Source organism: Streptomyces sp. NPDC029836, from assembly GCF_055574495.1.
The window spans coordinates 871,728-889,348 of record NZ_JBVHZI010000001.1 but is presented as its reverse complement, the minus strand read 5'-3'; the positions used below and the strand labels follow the sequence as shown (position 1 = coordinate 889,348).

7 protein-coding genes are annotated in these 17,621 nt (G+C 70.9%); all 7 read left to right on the top strand.

Features of this window, described 5'->3' with window-relative positions; translation table 11 throughout:
- Positions 1 to 464: 464 nt before the first annotated feature.
- The 7 genes from ACZ4XJ_RS04085 to ACZ4XJ_RS04055 all read left to right on the top strand — a co-directional run bounded on the left by ACZ4XJ_RS04085 (position 465) and on the right by ACZ4XJ_RS04055 (position 17,621).
- Positions 465 to 1,427: an ABC transporter ATP-binding protein gene (locus ACZ4XJ_RS04085; protein ID WP_468495232.1), complete on the top strand. Its 963-nt coding sequence runs from the start codon at positions 465 to 467 to the stop codon at positions 1,425 to 1,427.
- Positions 1,424 to 2,191: an ABC transporter permease gene (locus ACZ4XJ_RS04080; protein ID WP_468495231.1), complete on the top strand. Its 768-nt coding sequence runs from the start codon at positions 1,424 to 1,426 to the stop codon at positions 2,189 to 2,191. The genes ACZ4XJ_RS04085 and ACZ4XJ_RS04080 overlap by 4 nt, the downstream gene beginning before the upstream one ends.
- The gene (locus ACZ4XJ_RS04075; protein WP_468495230.1) at positions 2,188 to 2,988 is read left to right on the top strand and encodes an ABC transporter permease; all 801 of its coding nucleotides are present in this window, start codon (positions 2,188 to 2,190) and stop codon (positions 2,986 to 2,988) included. The genes ACZ4XJ_RS04080 and ACZ4XJ_RS04075 overlap by 4 nt, the downstream gene beginning before the upstream one ends.
- 104 nt (positions 2,989 to 3,092) lie before the next feature.
- Positions 3,093 to 8,612, top strand: a complete 5,520-nt coding sequence (locus tag ACZ4XJ_RS04070) for an SDR family NAD(P)-dependent oxidoreductase (RefSeq protein WP_468495229.1) — start codon at positions 3,093 to 3,095, stop codon at positions 8,610 to 8,612.
- Positions 8,609 to 9,433, top strand: coding sequence for an SDR family oxidoreductase (locus ACZ4XJ_RS04065; protein ID WP_468495228.1), 825 nt, complete (start codon positions 8,609 to 8,611; stop codon positions 9,431 to 9,433). The genes ACZ4XJ_RS04070 and ACZ4XJ_RS04065 overlap by 4 nt, the downstream gene beginning before the upstream one ends.
- Positions 9,430 to 12,528, top strand: a complete 3,099-nt coding sequence (locus ACZ4XJ_RS04060) for a non-ribosomal peptide synthetase (protein WP_468495227.1) — start codon at positions 9,430 to 9,432, stop codon at positions 12,526 to 12,528. Before ACZ4XJ_RS04065 ends, ACZ4XJ_RS04060 begins: the two co-directional genes overlap by 4 nt.
- Entirely contained in the window at positions 12,525 to 17,621 is a 5,097-nt protein-coding gene (locus tag ACZ4XJ_RS04055; RefSeq protein ID WP_468495226.1) for an amino acid adenylation domain-containing protein, read from the top strand. The genes ACZ4XJ_RS04060 and ACZ4XJ_RS04055 overlap by 4 nt, the downstream gene beginning before the upstream one ends.

Below are 17,621 nucleotides of genomic sequence, written 5' to 3'. Positions count from 1 at the left end.
CGGCAGGCGGCCGGAGCGCACCCGGGTCCCCGCGTCTGGCGCGCGTCAGGGGGGTGATCTTGAGGATAACCACAGTTCCTGACCGGTAACAAGCTTGACCTGATCACGCATTAGCGGGAATCTGTGATCAGGGTCACGGCTCTGATCTGCGACTTTGTGCGTAGACTCCGATCGACCAAGTCCACGACTGATGACCGGTTTTCAGTCGAGGGGCGGCGCTTTGGGCGCAACGGGGCCAACCGGACATTCGACTCATTTTTCCTGAGTCTTCTTGTTTCGCCCAAGGAGCCGTCGAGTTCGCTTGGTTGCCGCAGAGGCTGACCACCTCACGTGCAGATCAATTGCGATTTAAACCTTTTCGCGGAGGCATAAGCCTCACGTGTCTTCATTTCTTAAGTAAGCGCTTGGGGGGCGTTGCTGTGCGTGCTGGCCATTCTCGCGAAGAGGGGCCCGGCGGCAGACCTTTGGCGATCGAAGTGCGCGAACTGACCCGGATCTACAAGGACACCGGGCGGAAGTTTCGCAAGCAGGAGCCGAAGGTTGCCCTGGATTCCCTCTCCCTGACCGTGCCGCAAGGCGAGGTACACGGACTGCTCGGTCCCAATGGCGCCGGTAAGACCACGCTGGTGAAGGTGTTGTGCACCGTGCTGCTCCCCACTGCGGGTGAGGTCCGGATCATGGGCCACGACGTGGTGCGGGAAGCCGTGCGGGTTCGCTCGTACCTCGGTGTCACTTTCGGTGGCGACCGTGGGCACCACTTCATGCTGACGGCCCGTCAAACTCTGTCCTTCTGGGGCTCGATGTACGGACTGACCAAGAGCGAGACCGAAGCTCGGGCCGAGGTGCTGCTCGGCCGCTTCGGCCTCCTCGAGCGTGCGGACTCGCGGATCGAAACCTATTCGCGCGGCATGCGGCAGCGCCTGCACCTGGCGCGGGCGTTGCTCGCGGATCCCCAAGTGCTCTTCCTCGACGAGCCGACCATCGGCATGGACCCGGTGGGCGCTCTCGACTTCCGCAAGCTGATCCTCTCTCTCAAGGAGGAAGGCAAGAGCATCGTCATCACCACCCACGACATGGCGGAAGCGGAAGCCGTATGTGACCGGGTCAGCCTCGTCGACAAGGGCAGGATCCTTGCGAGCGAGACGCCGGAGACCCTGTCGCGCTGGCTGTCCGAGTACGAGAACGTGGATGTCGACGACGCCGGTGCGGACGTACTCGCCGAGGTGGAGACGCTGCCGGGGGTCATCGGCGTCCATGGCCGGCCCGATGGCGGGATGCGTATTCAGCTGGGCGCCGACGGTGCCGCGGGCCGGGTCCTGGCCAAGCTCGTTGCCGCAGGCTGCACCCAGCTCCGCACGGTGCGGCCCGATCTGAGTGACGTCTACGTCGCTCTGCTTGAGGACCGGAAGATCGGCGTCAACCGATGAGAGGACTCCGGGCGGGGTTCTGGTTCCAGTGGATGACCTTCCGGGCCCGGATCGGGAGCGTCACGATCCTCCTGGCCATTCCCTTCTATGTCATCAACTTCCTTTCGATCGTGGAGGTTTCAGGGCGCACCGACCTGTATGCGGCGGTCGTCCTGGCACCCGCGCTCTCAGGCATCTGGGCCGTGGCCCTTGAGCTCGGGGCCAACAGCATCACGAGTGAGCGGGGCCATGGCACGCTGGAGCTGATCGTGAGCTCGCAGGCCTCCGTCAAGGCGTACCTCTGGGGGCGGATGCTGGCGTCCTCGGCCGTCGGCCTGCTGGCCTTCGCCGAGTCGTGGTTGTTCGCGATCGCCGTCGTGGACCTTCCTCCGGTGATCTGGCACCCCGTGTGGTTCGCTGCGGCCATCCTTGGAACCGCGTTCGCCACCGTGGCCACCTCTGCCGTGCTGGCAGCCGTCGCGGCCCTGTCGCGGGCGCCGGACGCCCAGCAGAACTTCCTCAACTACCCGATTTTCGTGCTGGCCGGCATCTTCACGCCGGTTGCCCTGCTGCCTGTCTGGGTTCACCCTTTCAGCCGCCTGATCTTCCTGTCATGGGCGGCGGACTTGCTGCGAGAGACGCTGAGCCCGAACGCCCCCGGCAACCCGTGGCTCCAGCTCGGCGCCGTACTCGCCCTCGGAGCAGTCGCGTTCGCGAGTGGCGGATGGCTCATCTCGGTGATCATGACCAGGCTTCAGAAGACCGGAAAGTTGATTGCAGGATGACACGTGCACTCAGTGTCTGGCCCGTGGTGCGCGAGTCCGCGATCGCCGGGTATCAAGAATTTCGTGTCTTCTTCACGCTCCGGCTGTGGCTGGGCGGTTGGGTGGTCCGGCTCTTCTTCCAGGTCCTGTTCTTTTCCCTGGCCGGTCTGTACGTGGCGGGAGACGTCCAGATTTCCTTCCTCCTGGTGGGCAACGCCCTTGCGGTCCTGGCTCTGGAAGGCGCCGTGGTTGCGCATGCCGCAGCCGCCGAGCGTGATCAGGGGACGCTCACCAGTCTGGTTCTGAGTCCGGGGAGCGTTGTTCTGAGCATGTTCTCCCGAGGGCTGCTCAGGATCGTCCTGGCGACCGCCAGCTCCACCATCGTGCTGGTGGCCGTGCTCGCTGTGATGCGTCTGGACTTCCCCTGGGTACGGCTTCCCGCGCTGCTGCCCATTCTGGTGATCGTCGCGTGCTCCTGCTACGGCTATGGCTGGTTCTTCGGCGCCCTCGTCTACAAGTTTCGTAATTTCAGGGATACTTCGACCAATCTCGCCTATCTGCTGATCACCATGATCTGCGGTGTCAACGTGCCGGTCGAGTACTGGCCGGGCCCCATCCAGGTCCTGGCGCAGTTCCTTCCGCTCACCCACGGACTGCTCGCGGTGCGTTCACTCCTGGGGCAGATTCCCCCGGTTGACGTGCCCCTGCAGCTTCTGGCCGAAGCGGCCATCGGCGTGTGCTGGCTGGGCCTTGCGGGCCTGTTGCTGCACCTGTTCGTCGAATCCGACCGGTCCACCGGGCGCCTCGAGCTCTCCTGACCACTCCGGTCCAGGCCCCTCCCTTCCCTCTTTCAGATCGCAGCGAGTTCGGCCTGCCCTCATCCGGCGGGGGATGACTCGCGTTCACATCAAGGAGTCTGATCATGAAACCGCTGGAGCCCATTGCCGTCATCGGCATGGCAGGAAGGTTTCCCGGCGCCAGCGATCTCGATCAGTACTGGAAGAACCTCGTCGAGGGCCGGGACTGCATCGCCGATCTCGACGAAGAGACGCTGCTGGCCGCCGGAGTGCCCGCCGAGGATCTGGCCGATCCCTCCTATGTCCGGCGCCGGCCGCTGATCTCCGACGTCGAGTCCTTCGACGCTCCCGCCTTCGCCATGACTCCGCGCGAGACGGAGATTCGCGACCCGCAGCAGCGGCTCTTCCTGGAGACCGCGCACTCGGTCCTGGAACACGGCGGCTACGACCCGCGCACGTACGGCGGGGGCATCGGTGTCTACGCCGGCACGAACGTCAACCGGTACCGCATCGACCACGTCGAAGAGCCGGACATCGTCGACAGCGTCGGCTGGATCGCCCTGGAGATCGCCAACGCGCCCGACTACCTGTCGACGTTCGTCTCCTACAAGCTGGGCCTCAAGGGCCCCAGCATGACGATCCAGACCGCCTGCTCCACCTCGCTCGTCGCCGTTCACATGGCCTGCTCCGGCCTGCGGATGGGCGAGTGCGACATGGCCATCGCCGGCGGCGCCAACCTGGAGATGCCGCTCAACCGCGGCTACCAGTACATGGAAGGCGGAATCTCCTCCCCGGACGGCACTCCCAGGCCGTTCGACAAGGACGCCGGCGGTACCAACTTCGGTAATGGGGTCGGCGCCGTGCTGCTCAAGCGCCTGTCCGATGCCCTCGCCGACCGGGACACCGTCTACGCCGTGATCCGCGGCTCCGCGATCAACAACGACGGCGACCGCAAGGTCGGCTTCAGCGCGCCCAGCCCCTCCGGCCAGACGGCCTGCATTATCGAGGCCCTCACCAACTCCGAGACGCCCCCCGGGACCATCTCCTACGTCGAGGCACACGGCACCGGCACCGTGATGGGAGACCCCATCGAGGTGGCCGGGCTGACCGAGGCGTACCGGAGCGTGGCCGAGCAGCCCCTTCCGGCCGGCTCCTGCGGCCTCGGGTCCGTGAAGTCCAACGTCGGTCACCTCGGCCAGGCCGCGGGTATCTCAGGACTCATCAAGACCATCCTGGCCCTGGTCAACGAGCAGATCCCGGCGAGCATCAACTACTCCGTGCCCAACCCCAAGCTGGACCTCGCCAATACGCCCTTCTACATCAACTCCGAGCTCCGCCCCTGGCCGCGCAGCGAGGACTCGCCTCGCCGTGCGGCCGTCAGCTCGTTCGGCATCGGCGGAACCAACGCCCATGTGATTCTGGAAGAGGCGCCGACACGGGCCGCCACCCCGGCGCCGGGCAAGCCCGAACTGATCGTCTGGTCGGCCGCGGACGACACCGCTGCCGACGCGCTCAGGGACCGGCTCGCCGGGCACTTCGGCTCCCTCGCCGAGGAACGCTTCGCGGACGCCGCGCACACGCTGCGGGTCGGCAGGTCGGCGCGACGCGTACGCGCCGCCGCCGTGGCGGGATCAGCGGCCGAAGCGGCCGAACTGCTGCAGGACGTCACGCAGATCGTCCGCGGGGACAAGACCAAGCGCGACATCACCTTCCTCTTCCCAGGCCAGGGCGCCCAGTTCCCGGCGATGGGCCGCTCCCTCTACGAGTCCGTGCCGCTGTTCCGCCAGGGCTGTGACCGGGCCTTCGACGAGCTGGAACCCCTCCTCGGCCGGGACCTGCGTGAGGTGTGGCTCTCCGACGCCGGCCAGGACGCGCTCTCGGAGACCTCGGTCGCGCAGCCGTTGCTGTACGTGATCGGCTACACTTGGGCGCACTGCCTCATGCACTGGGGCGTCCGCCCGGACCGGCTCATCGGGCACAGCATCGGAGAGGTCGCGGCGGCCGCCGTCGCCGGGGTCTTCAGCTTCTCCGACGGACTGCGCGCCGTCGCCGCGCGCTCCACCCTGATGCAGGACATGCCCCGCGGCGGGATGCTCGCGGTCGCGGCGCCGCAGGAGGCTCTTGCCTCGTACATCGGTGGCGAGGTCTCGGCGGCAGCCTTCAACGGACCCCGGCAGTCGGTACTGGCCGGGCCGCAGGAGGCGCTCTCCGAGATCGCCGAGCGCCTGCGTGAGGCGCGCATCGCCTGCCGCCCGCTCGGCACCTCGCACGCCTTCCACTCCGCGATGATGGGACCGGCCGCCGAGGACTTCGAGAAGTTCCTCGCGTCCCTCACCCTCAACCCGCCCCGCATCCCCCTGATTTCCAGCGCCACCGGCGTCGAGCTCACCGCCGACGAAGCGGCCTCGCCCGCCTTCTGGGCGCGCCAGCTGGTCGAGCCGGTGCGCTTCTCCGACGCGGCCTCGACGGTCCTCACGGGCGGTCCCACGTTCCTGATCGAGACCGGCCCCGGACATACGCTGTCCGCGCTCCTGCGGTCCCGGCCCGAGGTCCGCTCAGGCGAATCCGTCATCGCCCCCGCCATGGCCCAGGAGGAGTCGGACGAGAGGGACGGCGACCTGCTCCAGCTGTCGCGGACCCTGGGCCGGCTGTGGGTGGCCGGGGTAACCGTCGACTTCGCGCGCTTCGACGCCGGCTCGGGCACCAACCGGGTGGCCGTGCCCGGATACCCGTACCAGCGCAAGCGCCACTGGATCGAGCGGACCTCCGTGCGCAAGGGCCGCCAGACGTCGGCCGAGCCCGACGCGGAGGTGCAGCACGCACCGTCCACCCCCGCCGGAGCCGAAGAGAGCCGGCTGGCAGCCGAACCCGTCATGGAGGCAGTGGTGAATGATCCGGTCTCCGAGACCACGTGGACGCTCGGCTCCCTGGAGTGGATCCGCCGCACCACCGGTGTGAGCCCGGTGGCGGACGCCGAGGCAGACGGCGCGACCGCCGTGGCCGTACTGCCGACGGGCCGCGAGGACGCTGTACTCATGCGCACGGCCCTCCAGCAGGCCAGCTACCACACCGTGCGCGTGCGTCCCGGCGAGAGCGACGGCGAGGGCTTCGACTTCGGGTCCGAGCAGGCGTGGGACGAACTGTTCCAGCGGGCCGACGAGCGCCGCCCGTCGACGGTCGTCGCCTACGGCGCCTTGCTCGACACCGGCGACACGGTCACCCTCGACACCCTCGACGCACAGCTCGAGCGCGGCTTCCACGCCCTGCTCGGCTGCGTCAAGGCGATCAGCCGCGCCCAGCGGCGACACCGGCGTCCGGTGACGCTCGCGGTCCTGGTCCGCCACGCGGTCGACGTCAGCGGCTCCGAATCCGTCAACCCGGCGGCCGCCATGATCGTGGGCCTGACCCGGACCATCGAGCAGGAGTACCCGAACATCCGCTGCGTGTTCCTGGACGTCGCAGCCGACACGCGGGTCGGGGCGCTGAGCGCCCAACTGGCATCGCTTGACGAGCCGTTGCTCGCGTTGCGCGGCACCACGCTCTGGGCCCCGACCCTGCGGCCGCTGGAGCGCACGGCCCGTCCCGGCCGGCTGCGGCTGCGCCAGCGGGGCGTCTACCTGGTGACCGGCGGTCTGGGCGGCATCGGTCTGACCGTTGCCAACGCCCTGGCCGAGACCGGGCTGCGGCCGCGGATCGCCCTGCTCGGCAGGTCCGGCATGCCCGACCCCGGCACCGAGCGGGGCCGCACCGTGTCTGCGGCTGTGACGGAGATGGAGGAAGCGGGCGCCGATGTTCTCGTCGTACGCGGCGACGCGAGCGACCTGGAGTCGCTGCGCACGGCCGTGTCCGAGGTCGAGGCCGCCTTCGGCACCGTCCACGGTGTCGTGCACAGCGCCGGTCTGCCCGGGGGCGGGCTGCTGGAGCGCCGGTCGCGTCGGGACATCGACGCTGTCCTGGCGGTGAAGGTCCGCGGCACCCTGGTCATCGAGGAGGTCTTCGCATCCCGTGCCGAACTCGACTTCCTCACGCTGTTCTCCAGCCAGGCGGGTGTGGTCGGCCTTCCCGGCAGCGGCGATTACGCGGCGGCCAACGCCTTCCTCGACGCTCACGCCCAGGCAGCCACCGGAGACCGGTGGACCGTGGCCATCGACTGGCCTGGCTGGGCCGAGGTCGGCATGGCAGCCCAATCGGATGTGTCCCTCACGCTGCTGACCGGAGCCGACGACCCGCGTCCGGCGGCGAACCGCCGCGAGGAAGAGGGTGAGTTCCGCCGTGTGCTGACTCCCGGCGAGAGCTGGGAGGTCGACGAGCACCAGTTCGACGGCCATCCCGTTCCGCCTGGTACCGCCCTGCTCGAACTCGTGGTCACGGCGGCCCTCGAACAGCGCATCCATGCCCCCGGCACCCCCATCGAGCTACGGGAGAGCGTCTTTCTGGCTCCGGTCAGGCCGAACGGCCCGACCGAGTTCGGCGTCGTCTTCTCGCCCATGGCGGGCATGCACCGGTTCCGGGTCCAGACCCGCCCCGTCGGCACCGACGAGCCGTGGACCCTGCACGCCAACGGCGTCCTGGCCACTGCCTCGATCCCGCAGCCGGCACCGGTGGAGATCTCCGAGCTCACCTCCCGGTTCGAGCCGATCCAGAACGTCGGCCTCACCAACTGGATCAGCTTCGGACCACGCTGGAACACGGTCGGCCCGGTGTCCGGGACCTTCACCGAGCGCGTGGCCCATCTGCGCCTGCCGGAGGAGTTCGAGGCCGATGTGCAGACGCACCCGTTGCACGCCGCCCTGCTGGACGTGGCGACCGCCCTGCTGCCGCTGAGCGAGACGGACGCCAAGTACATCCCGTTCCTCTACCGCCGCCTCACCTTCTTCGGCCCGCTTCCCGCGCACATCGTCGTGCACGCCAAGCTCGGCAACGGGGAGAAGGGCGTTCGGACCATGGACCTGGACCTGTACGACCCGGTTTCCGGGGAACTGCGCGTCAGCGTAGGCAACTTCACGCTGCGCGAGGTGCAGCCGGAGGACTTCGTCAGAGCGCTCGCCGAGCCCGCGAGCCCGGCCGCCCGCCGCCCCGCAGCGCAGAAGAAGGCTCCGGCTCCGACTGCCGTCGTGGCCGCCTCGGTCCCGGCCGATCGGACCGGACCGGGACTGCTGAGCCCGCTCCAGGGCGCCGAGGTCTTCCTGGAGCTGGTGAACGGCTCGTACCCGCCGGCGGTGATCGTCGACGCGCCCGGCCCCCGGATGCGGGCGCGCGCTCTGGCGTGGACCGACGCGGCGCTGCCCGTGGCCACGGCGACCCGTCAGGCACCCGCCGGGTCGGCTCCCGTCGCGCCTCCCGTCGCCTCCGCTCCCCGGGCTGCCGCCGTGCCCGATGCCCCCGTCGTGCCCGCTGCCGCAGCGCAGGCCGGAGGAGTCGAGGCGGTCGTGGCGGGTCTCAAGGAACTGTGGAGCGAGGCCCTCGGCATCGAGCAGATCGACGAGGACGAGGACTTCTTCGACCTCGGTGGAAACTCCCTCGCGGCGGTGCAGCTCATCGCCCGTATGAAGGAGCGCTTCGGCATCGAACTGGGAGCGGGCAGCATGTTCGAGCTCAACACCATCCGTCTGCTCGCGGACGAGATCATGCGGGAGACGGCGTGAACATCCGTCGTTTCTACCCGGCGGACCTCCTCGCCGGTGAGGTGGCCGTGGTGACCGGCGGGGGGTCGGGCCTCGGCTACGCCATCGCCCGGGACCTGGTGGCCTGCGGAGCAGACGTGGTCATCACCTCGCGTTCCGCGCCCCGGCTGGAGGAGGCCGAGCTGCGGATCGCGGAGGAGACCGGCCGACTGTGCGCGGGGTTCCCCTGCGATATCCGCAACGACGACGAGATCGCGCGCCTGCGCGACTACGTCAACAGCCGGTTCGGCAAGGGCAGCATCCTCGTCAACAATGCCGCCGCCAACTTCCACATGCCCGCCGAGCGGATGACGAGGCGGGCCATGGAGACCGTCGTCGACATCGACCTGATGGGCACGTTCGCGGTGACCCGCGCATTCGTGCCCGACATGATCGAAGCGCGCCGGGGCGCCATCCTGAGCATCACGGTCCCCTCGGTGTACCGCGGGTTCCCGGGCTTCTCGCACGCCGGAGCGGCAAAGGCGGGGATCATCTCGCTCACCGGCTCGTGGGCGCGCGAGTGGGGCCGTTACGGCATCAGGGTCAACGCCCTGGCACCGGGCCCCGTCCCCACGGAGGGAGTCACCGTCAACATGCTCGGCAAGGACGTCGCGGACGTACCCGGCGCCTTCGCGGAGCACACCGAGGTGGCAGCGCTCGGCGGCCTGGGGACACCCGAGCAGGTCGCCAGCGCCGCCGTCTTCCTCTGCTCTCCCGCCGCCGGCTGGATCACCGGCGTCAACCTCACCGTCGACGGCGGTATGGAGCTGAGCACCCCCCTGCACGGGCCGGTGACCGGATGAGCCTGAGCTCCACCGCACTCTCCCGCAAGGAGCAGTCGATGTGGCTGTTCCAGAAGTTCTCCCCCGGGCGTGGCGTCAGCAACGTCCCGATGGCCTTCCGCCATCCGGGAGCACTGCGCTGGTGGCCGCTGCAGGAAGCGGTCAACGCGGTCGTCGCCCGGCACGTTGCCCTGCGCACCGTGTTCCCCCAGGGCGATCAGGGACCGACACGCCTGCAGCTCGACGCCCGCGACGTCGTGGTGGACGTGGAGGCCATCGCCTCCACGGAAGCGACTCTCGAAGCCGACATCGCCGCCTTCGCCGCCCGTCCGTTCGAGGTGGACGGCGGGCTGCTCGTTCGCGCGGCGCAGTTCCTCCTCCCCGAGGGCGGAGCCTTCTGCTTCGTCGCACACCATCTCGTCTTCGACCGTGTGTCCGGAGTGGCCGTCGCCCGGGAGATCGCGGCCGCCTACGACACGTGCGCAGCCGGGGCCACGGAACCGCCGTGGCCGGCCGGATCCGGTACGGTCCACCGGGAACCGGAACCCGAAGAGCGCGACGTGCGCTACTGGCGCGAGCACCTGGCGGGCGCGGACGGCACCACGATGAAGCTCGTCGTGGGTCAGGTCCCCCCGTCCGAACCGACCTTCGCCGGCGCCCGCACCGTCCACGTCCTGGAGCCCGCCACCGTGCGGGACCTGGACGAACTGTGCCGGGAGCTGAAGGTCACCGAGAACATCGTCATGCTTGCGGCGTACCTGCTGCTCCTGCTGCGCCACGGCGCCGGCCCCGACCTGGTGGTCGGTGTACCGGTGAACAGCCGACGTCGCAGGGAGCACGCCCAGGCCGTCGGCTACCACGTCACCACTCTCGCCCTGCGGGTCACCGCAGATCCGGCCAAGGGCTTCGCGGAGCTCGTCCGGTCAGTCCGCGATGCGTTCCTCGGCGGACTGGAACACGCGTCGGCGTCCTTCGAGGACGTGTGGCGCAACGACAGCGGCACCGCCGACTGGCGTGCGCCGCTGTTCCGGCACATGTTCAACTTCTTCCCGTCCAGCACCGGCACCCTCACCATCGACGGGCGCCCCCTGGACATGCTGGACATTGATCCGCACAGCCGGATGGACCTCGAGTTCGTCATCACCCCGCACCACGGCCGCAAGGCGGTGACCGCGGTCCACAGCACCGAGGTCTTCCAGCCCGCCCAGGTCGAGGGCCTGCTGCAGCGCTACGAACTCCTGATCCGGGCGGCGGCCGGGGAGCCGGACCGGCCGCTGGCCGCCCTGCCGCTCCTCACCGCATCCGACGCAGCCGTGCTGGCCGCCACCAACGACACCGCGCGGCAGTGGCCCGCGGCGGAGCCCGTCGTGCTCGACCGCGTCCTCGGCGCCGCCGAACGCGCCCCCCACGCCCCGGCCTTCATCGAGTCGGACGGCTCGGGGCTGACCTACGCCCAGTTGCTCGGACACACCGAGCGGCTGCGCGGCAGGCTGGTCGCCGCAGGCGTCCGCGAAGGGGATGTGGTGGCCCTGGCCGCCCCCCGCGGCGGCCTGCTGGGCGCGGCCGTTCTCGCGGTCTGGTCACTGGGCGCCGCCTACCTGCCCCTTGACCCGAGGCACCCGGCCCATCGCCTGTCGTTCCAGCTCGACGAGGCCGCCGTCCGAGTCGTCGTCACCGACGAGGGCCCGCTGCCCGAGGCCGTTCTGGCCGACCGCACCCGGCTGGCCTGGGAGGCCGTCCCCGACGAAGGCCTGCCGGAAGCGGACCCGTCCGGCTGGATGCGCCCGGACCAGGACGCACCCGCGTACGTGATCTTCACATCCGGATCCACCGGACGGCCCAAGGGCGTGCGCCTGTCGCACCGCAACCTCGCCAACGTCGTGCACTCCTTCGGGGAGCTGCTCACGGTGACGGAGGCCGACCGGATGCTGTGGCTCACCACCTTCGCATTCGACATCTCGGCGCTGGAGGTGCTGTTGCCACTTGCCAACGGCGCCTGCGTGGTGACCGCGCCCGACGACGCCCAGACCCGTCCCGACGTGATGGGCGACCTGCTGCGGCGGCACGAGGTGAGCCTGGTCCAGGCGACCCCGACGACATGGCGGATGCTCGCGCCCCGGATGCGCGGCGGGCTCGACGGCGTGCGCGTGCTCTGCGGGGGCGAACCGCTCTCGACGGTGCTCGCGCGCAAACTCCTCGCCACCGGCTGCCGGCTGTTCAACGTGTACGGGCCGACCGAGACCACCATCTGGTCCACAGCGGGAGAACTGAGCGCGCACACGCTCACCGACCCGGTGAGCGTCGGCGTCCCCCTCGCCAACACGGTGGCGCTCGTGGCCGACCCGGCCGGCTCCCCCGTCCCCGTCGGCCTCCCCGGCGAGCTGTGGCTGGCCGGCGACGGTGTGGCCCTGGACTACCTCAACTGCCCGGAACTGACGGCGGAACGCTTCGTCACGGGCTCGGACGGCCGACGCTACTACCGGACCGGCGACATCGCGCGCCTGCGCGCTGACGGGACGCTGGAGCTCCTCGGTCGCGGCGACCGGCAGATCAAGCTGCGCGCCCACCGCATCGAACTCGGTGAGGTCGAGGCCGTCGTCGAGGAACATCCCCGGGTCGCCGCTGCCGCGGTCGTGGCCCGCGGCGACCTCGATGCGGACGGCCGCCTCGTCGCCTTCGTCACGGCGGACGGGCCCGCCGACGGGCTCGCCGACCAGGTGTGGCAGCACCTGCGGGAGCGGCTGCCCGCCTACAGCCTCCCGGCGCGGATCGCCGTGCTCGACCGGCTCCCCACCACGAACAACGGCAAGACCGACTACCGGGCACTACCCGCCGACGCGGCCGGCCGGACCACCGACGCCAAGGATGCGGATGCGGATGCAGACCACGTCGCCCTGATGCTCACCGGACTGTGGCGGGAAGTCCTCGCCAATCCCCAACTGACCGCCCGGGACAACTTCTTCCTCAACGGAGGCCAGTCCCTTCTCGCCGCACAGCTGACGGCGCGGATCGAGGCGACGACCGGAGCGCAGCTGGGGCTCCAAGCGGTGTTTCGGGCACCCACCCCGGCCGCGATGGCGGTCCATCTGCACACGCTCGCGGGACCCAGCCGATGACCGCCGAACCGCGTCCCGTCCTGCACGGACCGTGCACCGCCTCGCCCGCCCCGCAGGGCATCCCGGGCCTGATCCGGGAAGCCGTCGACGCGGGCCCGGACCGCATCGCCTGTGAGGACGGAGACCGCGCCCTCACGTACCGGGAACTCGATCGGCTCAGTGACGCGTTCGCCGAGCAGCTGGGGGTCGCCCCCGGACGACGCCCCGTGGCCCTGCTGATGCACCGCGGTGTGGACGTCCTCGTCGCGATGACTGGCGTACTCAAGGCGGGCCGACCCTACCTTCCGCTCGACCCCGACGAGCCGGAGGCCCGGCTCGCCGGCATGGTGCGCGACGCCCGCCCCGTCGCCGTGGTGTGCGATGCGGACCTGCCACGCAGGGACTGCCTCGCCGCCCTGCCCCACCACACCGTGGGGCGCGACGTCCCCGCGCACGCGAAGCCCCGGCCGCTGCCGCACCCGGAGCCCGACACACCGCTGTACGTGATGTTCACGTCCGGGTCCACGGGTGAGCCCAAGGGCGTGGTCCAGGGCACGTGGGGCGTCGTCAACCGGCTGCGCTGGATGCGCGATCAGTACGCAGTGACCTCCGAGGACCGCATCCTCCACAAGACGCCCTACACCTTCGACGTCTCGGTGTGGGAGCTGTTCCTCCCCCTGGTGAGCGGCGCGCGGTGCGTCATCGCCGCTCCCGGCGCGCACCGCGATCCCGCCGCTCTGGTACGCCTGACGGCTCGGGCGCGGATCACGCTGTGCCACTTCGTCCCGTCGATGCTGGCGGAGTTCCTGCGCCACCCGCAAGCCGCCGAGGGCCTGGCAACGCTGCGCGCGGTCTTCTCGAGCGGCGAGGCCCTGCCGCCGGGCCTGGCACACCGTTTCCACCAGCTGTCCCGCGCCGAACTGCACAACCTGTACGGCCCCACGGAGGCCGCCATCGACGTGACGTACTGGCGGGTGCCCCGCGAGCTGACCCCGGATGACCGCGTCCTGATCGGCGCACCGATCGACAACGTCACGCTGTACGTCCTCGACGCCTCCGGACGTGCCGCGGCCCCCGGCGATCCCGGCGAACTGTGGATTGGCGGCCCGGCCGTCGCCCTCGGCTACACGGGCCGCCCCGACCTCACCGAGGCAGCCTTCCGGACGATGGGCGCCCAGCGCCGCTACCGCACCGGCGACCTGGTACGCGTACGGGACGGGCAGCTCGAGTACCTGGGCAGGCGCGACGAGCAGGTCAAGGTCCGCGGCGTCCGGATCGAACTGCGCGAGGTCGAGGCGGCCCTGGCGGCAGCCCCGGAGGTGGAGCACGCCGTCGCCACCGTCGTCCCGGACACCGAGGAGGGCACCGCCGACCTCGTGGTCGGCGTCACCCTGACCGCCCCGGACCCCGAGGGAAGCGCGGCGGACCCCGAGGAGGTCCGGGAGCGGGTACGCGAGCACCTGGCGCGGCGGCTGCCCGCCGGCTGGCTGCCCAGCGGTATCCACCTCGTGCGGCGCCCGCCAGTCAACCGCAGCGGCAAACTCGACCGGCACGCCGTGCGCGCCACCCTCACTTCATGGTGGCAGGGCCGGCGCTCGGCGGTTCCGGCCCTGCCGGACGACACGATCGCCGTACTGTGGCAGCGTGCCCTCGGCGTCCCCACCGTCACCGAGGAGCAGCGCTTCCTGTCCCTGGGCGGCCACTCGCTCGCCGCCGCCCGGCTGGTCGGCGGCGTACGCGAAGTCTGCGGGGCCGATGTCCCGCTCTCCCTGCTGCTCTCCGACAACGCAACCCTCGCCGACCTGCGCCGCTTCGTTGCCGCGGCCCCCCGCGAGGACCAGCATCCGGCCGAACTGCCCGGCCCCGGCACCCGAGTGCCACTCGCACCCGAGCAGCGCAGGCTGTGGCTGCTGGGACGGCTCTTCCCCGACTCGCCCGCCTACAACGTCGTCGCCGCCCTGCGGCTGCGCGGCGAACTCGACCTGCCGGCTCTGCGCGGCGCGCTGGGAGCCGTGACGGCCCGCCACGACATCCTCTGCTCGCGCGTCGTGCAGGACGTCGACGGCGAACCCCTGCTCGAACACGCACCGGCCGCCACCCTGGCCCTGCACGTCGAGGAAGTCCACGGCGAACTCACGGAACCGGCCGAGGACGCCCTGCTGCGAGACTTCCACTCCAGGGTGCTGCCGGACGACACGGCACCGATGGCCCGGGCCGCGCTGTGGCACGCGCCCGGCACCGGGCATGCGCTGCTCACTCTCGCCTTCAACCACCTGGTCGCCGATCAGCGGACCGTCGACCTCGTCCTGGCTCAATGGGCCGAGGCGTACGCCGAGCTCCGCTCCGGCACCCTGCCCGCCGACATCCAAGGCCCCTCCTACCGGGCGTACGCCGTACGGGCGGCCGCCCGTCAGGGCTCCCCGCGCTGGCAGGCCGACCTGGACTACTGGCGCGAGGCCCTGGCGGACGCGCCGCGTGAGCTGAACCTGCCCTTCCGGGGGCAGCGCCCGCTCGTGCCCGCCTTCAGGGGCGCCGACCACGTCGTGCGCCTTGGCCGCGAGGAGAGCGCCGGGATCGACGCCCGGATCGCCGGCCGAGCAGCCACCCCTGCCGGCTTCTTCCTGGCCTGCCTGGCCGTCGTGCTGGGCAGGTGGGCGGGGGAACGGTCCGTCGTCGTCGGCATGCCCGCCTCACGCCGCCGCTCCGACGAGGAACAGGACCTCGTCGGCTTCCTCGTCGACACCCTGCCGGTACGGATCGACCTCGCGGCCGACCTGGGCTTTGCCGACCTGCTGGGCCATGTGACCGTGCAGTACGCCAAGGCTCTGGACCATGCCGGCCCCACCTTCGACTCCATAGTCGACGCCCTGGACATCGCCTCCCGACCGGACCGAAACCCCCTCTTCCAGGTGTGGTTCAACGACCTGACGCAGGCGGCCCCGGCACCCGCCATGCCGGGGCTGCACAGCTCCTTCCGGCCTGTGCCCACGCAGTTCTCGCTGTTCGACGTCGGCCTGTACGTACACCGTGACGCGGACGGCGGATACGTTTGCCAACTGGTTTGGGACCGCGATGTGTTCCGCCGCGACGTGGCGGTCGAACTCCTCGAAGCCTGTCTGCGGGTGGCATGGCAGGCGGCCCGCGACGACGCGCAGCCACTGGCCTCGCTCAGCCTGCGTACCGAGCGGGCGGACGCGCTGCTCCCGGTCGCGCCCGACGCGGCCCTGCCCCCGGCGGGCCCGCGGACCAGTCCGCTCGCAGACATCCTCGAGGCGACCCGCAGGCATGCCGCGCTGCCCGCCGTGGTCTCCGCCGCCGGCGTCCTGGACCATGCCGACGTGGGCGGGCTCGTCGCCCTGCTGGGCCGCGAACTCGCCGCCCGGGGGATCCGCTCCGGCGACACGGTTGCCGTACACGCCGAACGGCATCCACTCCTCCCGATCGCGCTGCTCGCCGTCTGGTGGGCGGGTGCCGCCGTGTCCGTGGTGGACGCCGCGCTGCCCGCCGCCCGACTGGCGGCCTGCGCGGATCGGGTGCCCGCCCAGGCGGTGCTGGTCTTCGGTGACGACGGACCGGCCGCCGAGACGGTGCTGTCCGTACCGGGGCTGCTGGACGGCGCGGACGGTCCGGAACCTGCCGCCCCCGTGGCCGACGAAGGGGGTACCAGCCACTACCTCTTCACCTCGGGCACGACCGGAGAGCCCTCGGCCGTGGTCGTGCCGCACGGCCCGCTGCGGGACTTCCTCAGGTGGTACGTGCACGAGTACGGCTTCGGCGCCGCCGACCGGTTCGCGTTCCTCGCAGGCCCCGGCCACGACCCGATGCTGCGCGACGCACTGACCCCGCTCCACGTGGGCGCAGCCCTGTACGTGCCCGAGCCGGGGCTGGTCATGGTGCCGGACCGGCTGTTCGGCTGGCTCGCCTCCACGGAGGTCACGGTCGTGCACGCCACGCCGGCCCTGCTGGAACTGCTGGCCGCCGCGCACGCGTCCCGGCCCGCCGACAGGCTCACCGCGCTGCGCCTGCTCGTGGTCGGCGGCGCCCCGCTGAGCGCCGGGCTCGTCCGCCGGGTCCGGGCGTTCACCTCGGCCCGCATCGTCAACGCGTACGGTACGACCGAGACCCCGCAGATCGTCGCCCGGGCGGATGCCGACCCCGGCTCCGACGTCCCGGACGCGGCGTTCCTGCCCGTGGGCGGGGCCGCCCACGGCCAGCAGGTCGTGGTCCTCGACTCCCTTGGGCGGGTCGCCGGACTGGGGGAGCGCGGCGAGGTGGCCGTCCGCGGCCGCAACCTCGCCTCGGGCTACGTCGGGCCCGGCAGGCCACGCCCCGGGTTCGCCGACGACGCGGAAAGCGGTGTGCGGATCTACCGCACGGGAGACCTCGGGCGCTACGACACCAAAGGCGCTCTGCACATCGACGGGCGCGCGGACCGGCAGGTCTCCGTCAACGGACACCGGGTGGAACTCGACGAGATCGAGGCCGCCGCCTTGCGCCACCCGGCGATCCGCCAGGCACTCGCCTCCGTGGACGACACCCCCGCGGGTCCCGCCCTCACACTGCGGGTCATCTCGGTGCCCGGGACGGAGCTGCCCGCCGACAGCGTACGGAGGTACCTGCGCGGCATCCTGCCGCCGCCGGCGGTCCCGGGGGCCGTGCTCGTCGAGGGGCGGCTCGCCCTCAGCGGAAATCTCAAGGCGGCCGCCCCGGCGGGGGACCGGCCCGGTGAACGGCTCCCGCCCGGGCCGGGGCAGGCCGGGGCGACGCCGCTCGCCCGACGGATCTCGGCGCTGGTGCACGAGATCCTGCGACGCGAGATCGGCACCGACGAGAACTTCTTCGACGCGGGCCTCAACTCGATATCCCTGGTCCGGCTGCACGCGCGGATCGCGCAGTCGCTGAACCGCACCGACTTCCCGGTGACCGCGATGTTCCACTTCCCGAACATCCGGTCGCTGGCACGCTTCCTGAGCGGGGAATCCGCCGCCCGGGAAGCAGAGGAAACTCCCGCACGATCCGGTTCCGGTGTCCGCCTGGACGCCGCCTTCATGACTCAAGTCGTGAAGGCACGCCGTGACGTCCGTGAGCGGATTCGTATGGAGAGCAAGGAATAA

What these genes read in the sequence shown, in the direction of transcription:
- ACZ4XJ_RS04070 (WP_468495229.1), top strand. Translation starts at nt 3,093, where the DNA reads ATGAAACCGCTGGAGCCCATTGCCGTCATCGGCATGGCAGGAAGGTTT.
- ACZ4XJ_RS04060 (WP_468495227.1), top strand. Translation starts at nt 9,430, where the DNA reads ATGAGCCTGAGCTCCACCGCACTCTCCCGCAAGGAGCAGTCGATGTGG.
- ACZ4XJ_RS04080 (WP_468495231.1), top strand. Translation starts at nt 1,424, where the DNA reads ATGAGAGGACTCCGGGCGGGGTTCTGGTTCCAGTGGATGACCTTCCGG.
- ACZ4XJ_RS04075 (WP_468495230.1), top strand. Translation starts at nt 2,188, where the DNA reads ATGACACGTGCACTCAGTGTCTGGCCCGTGGTGCGCGAGTCCGCGATC.
- ACZ4XJ_RS04055 (WP_468495226.1), top strand. Translation starts at nt 12,525, where the DNA reads ATGACCGCCGAACCGCGTCCCGTCCTGCACGGACCGTGCACCGCCTCG.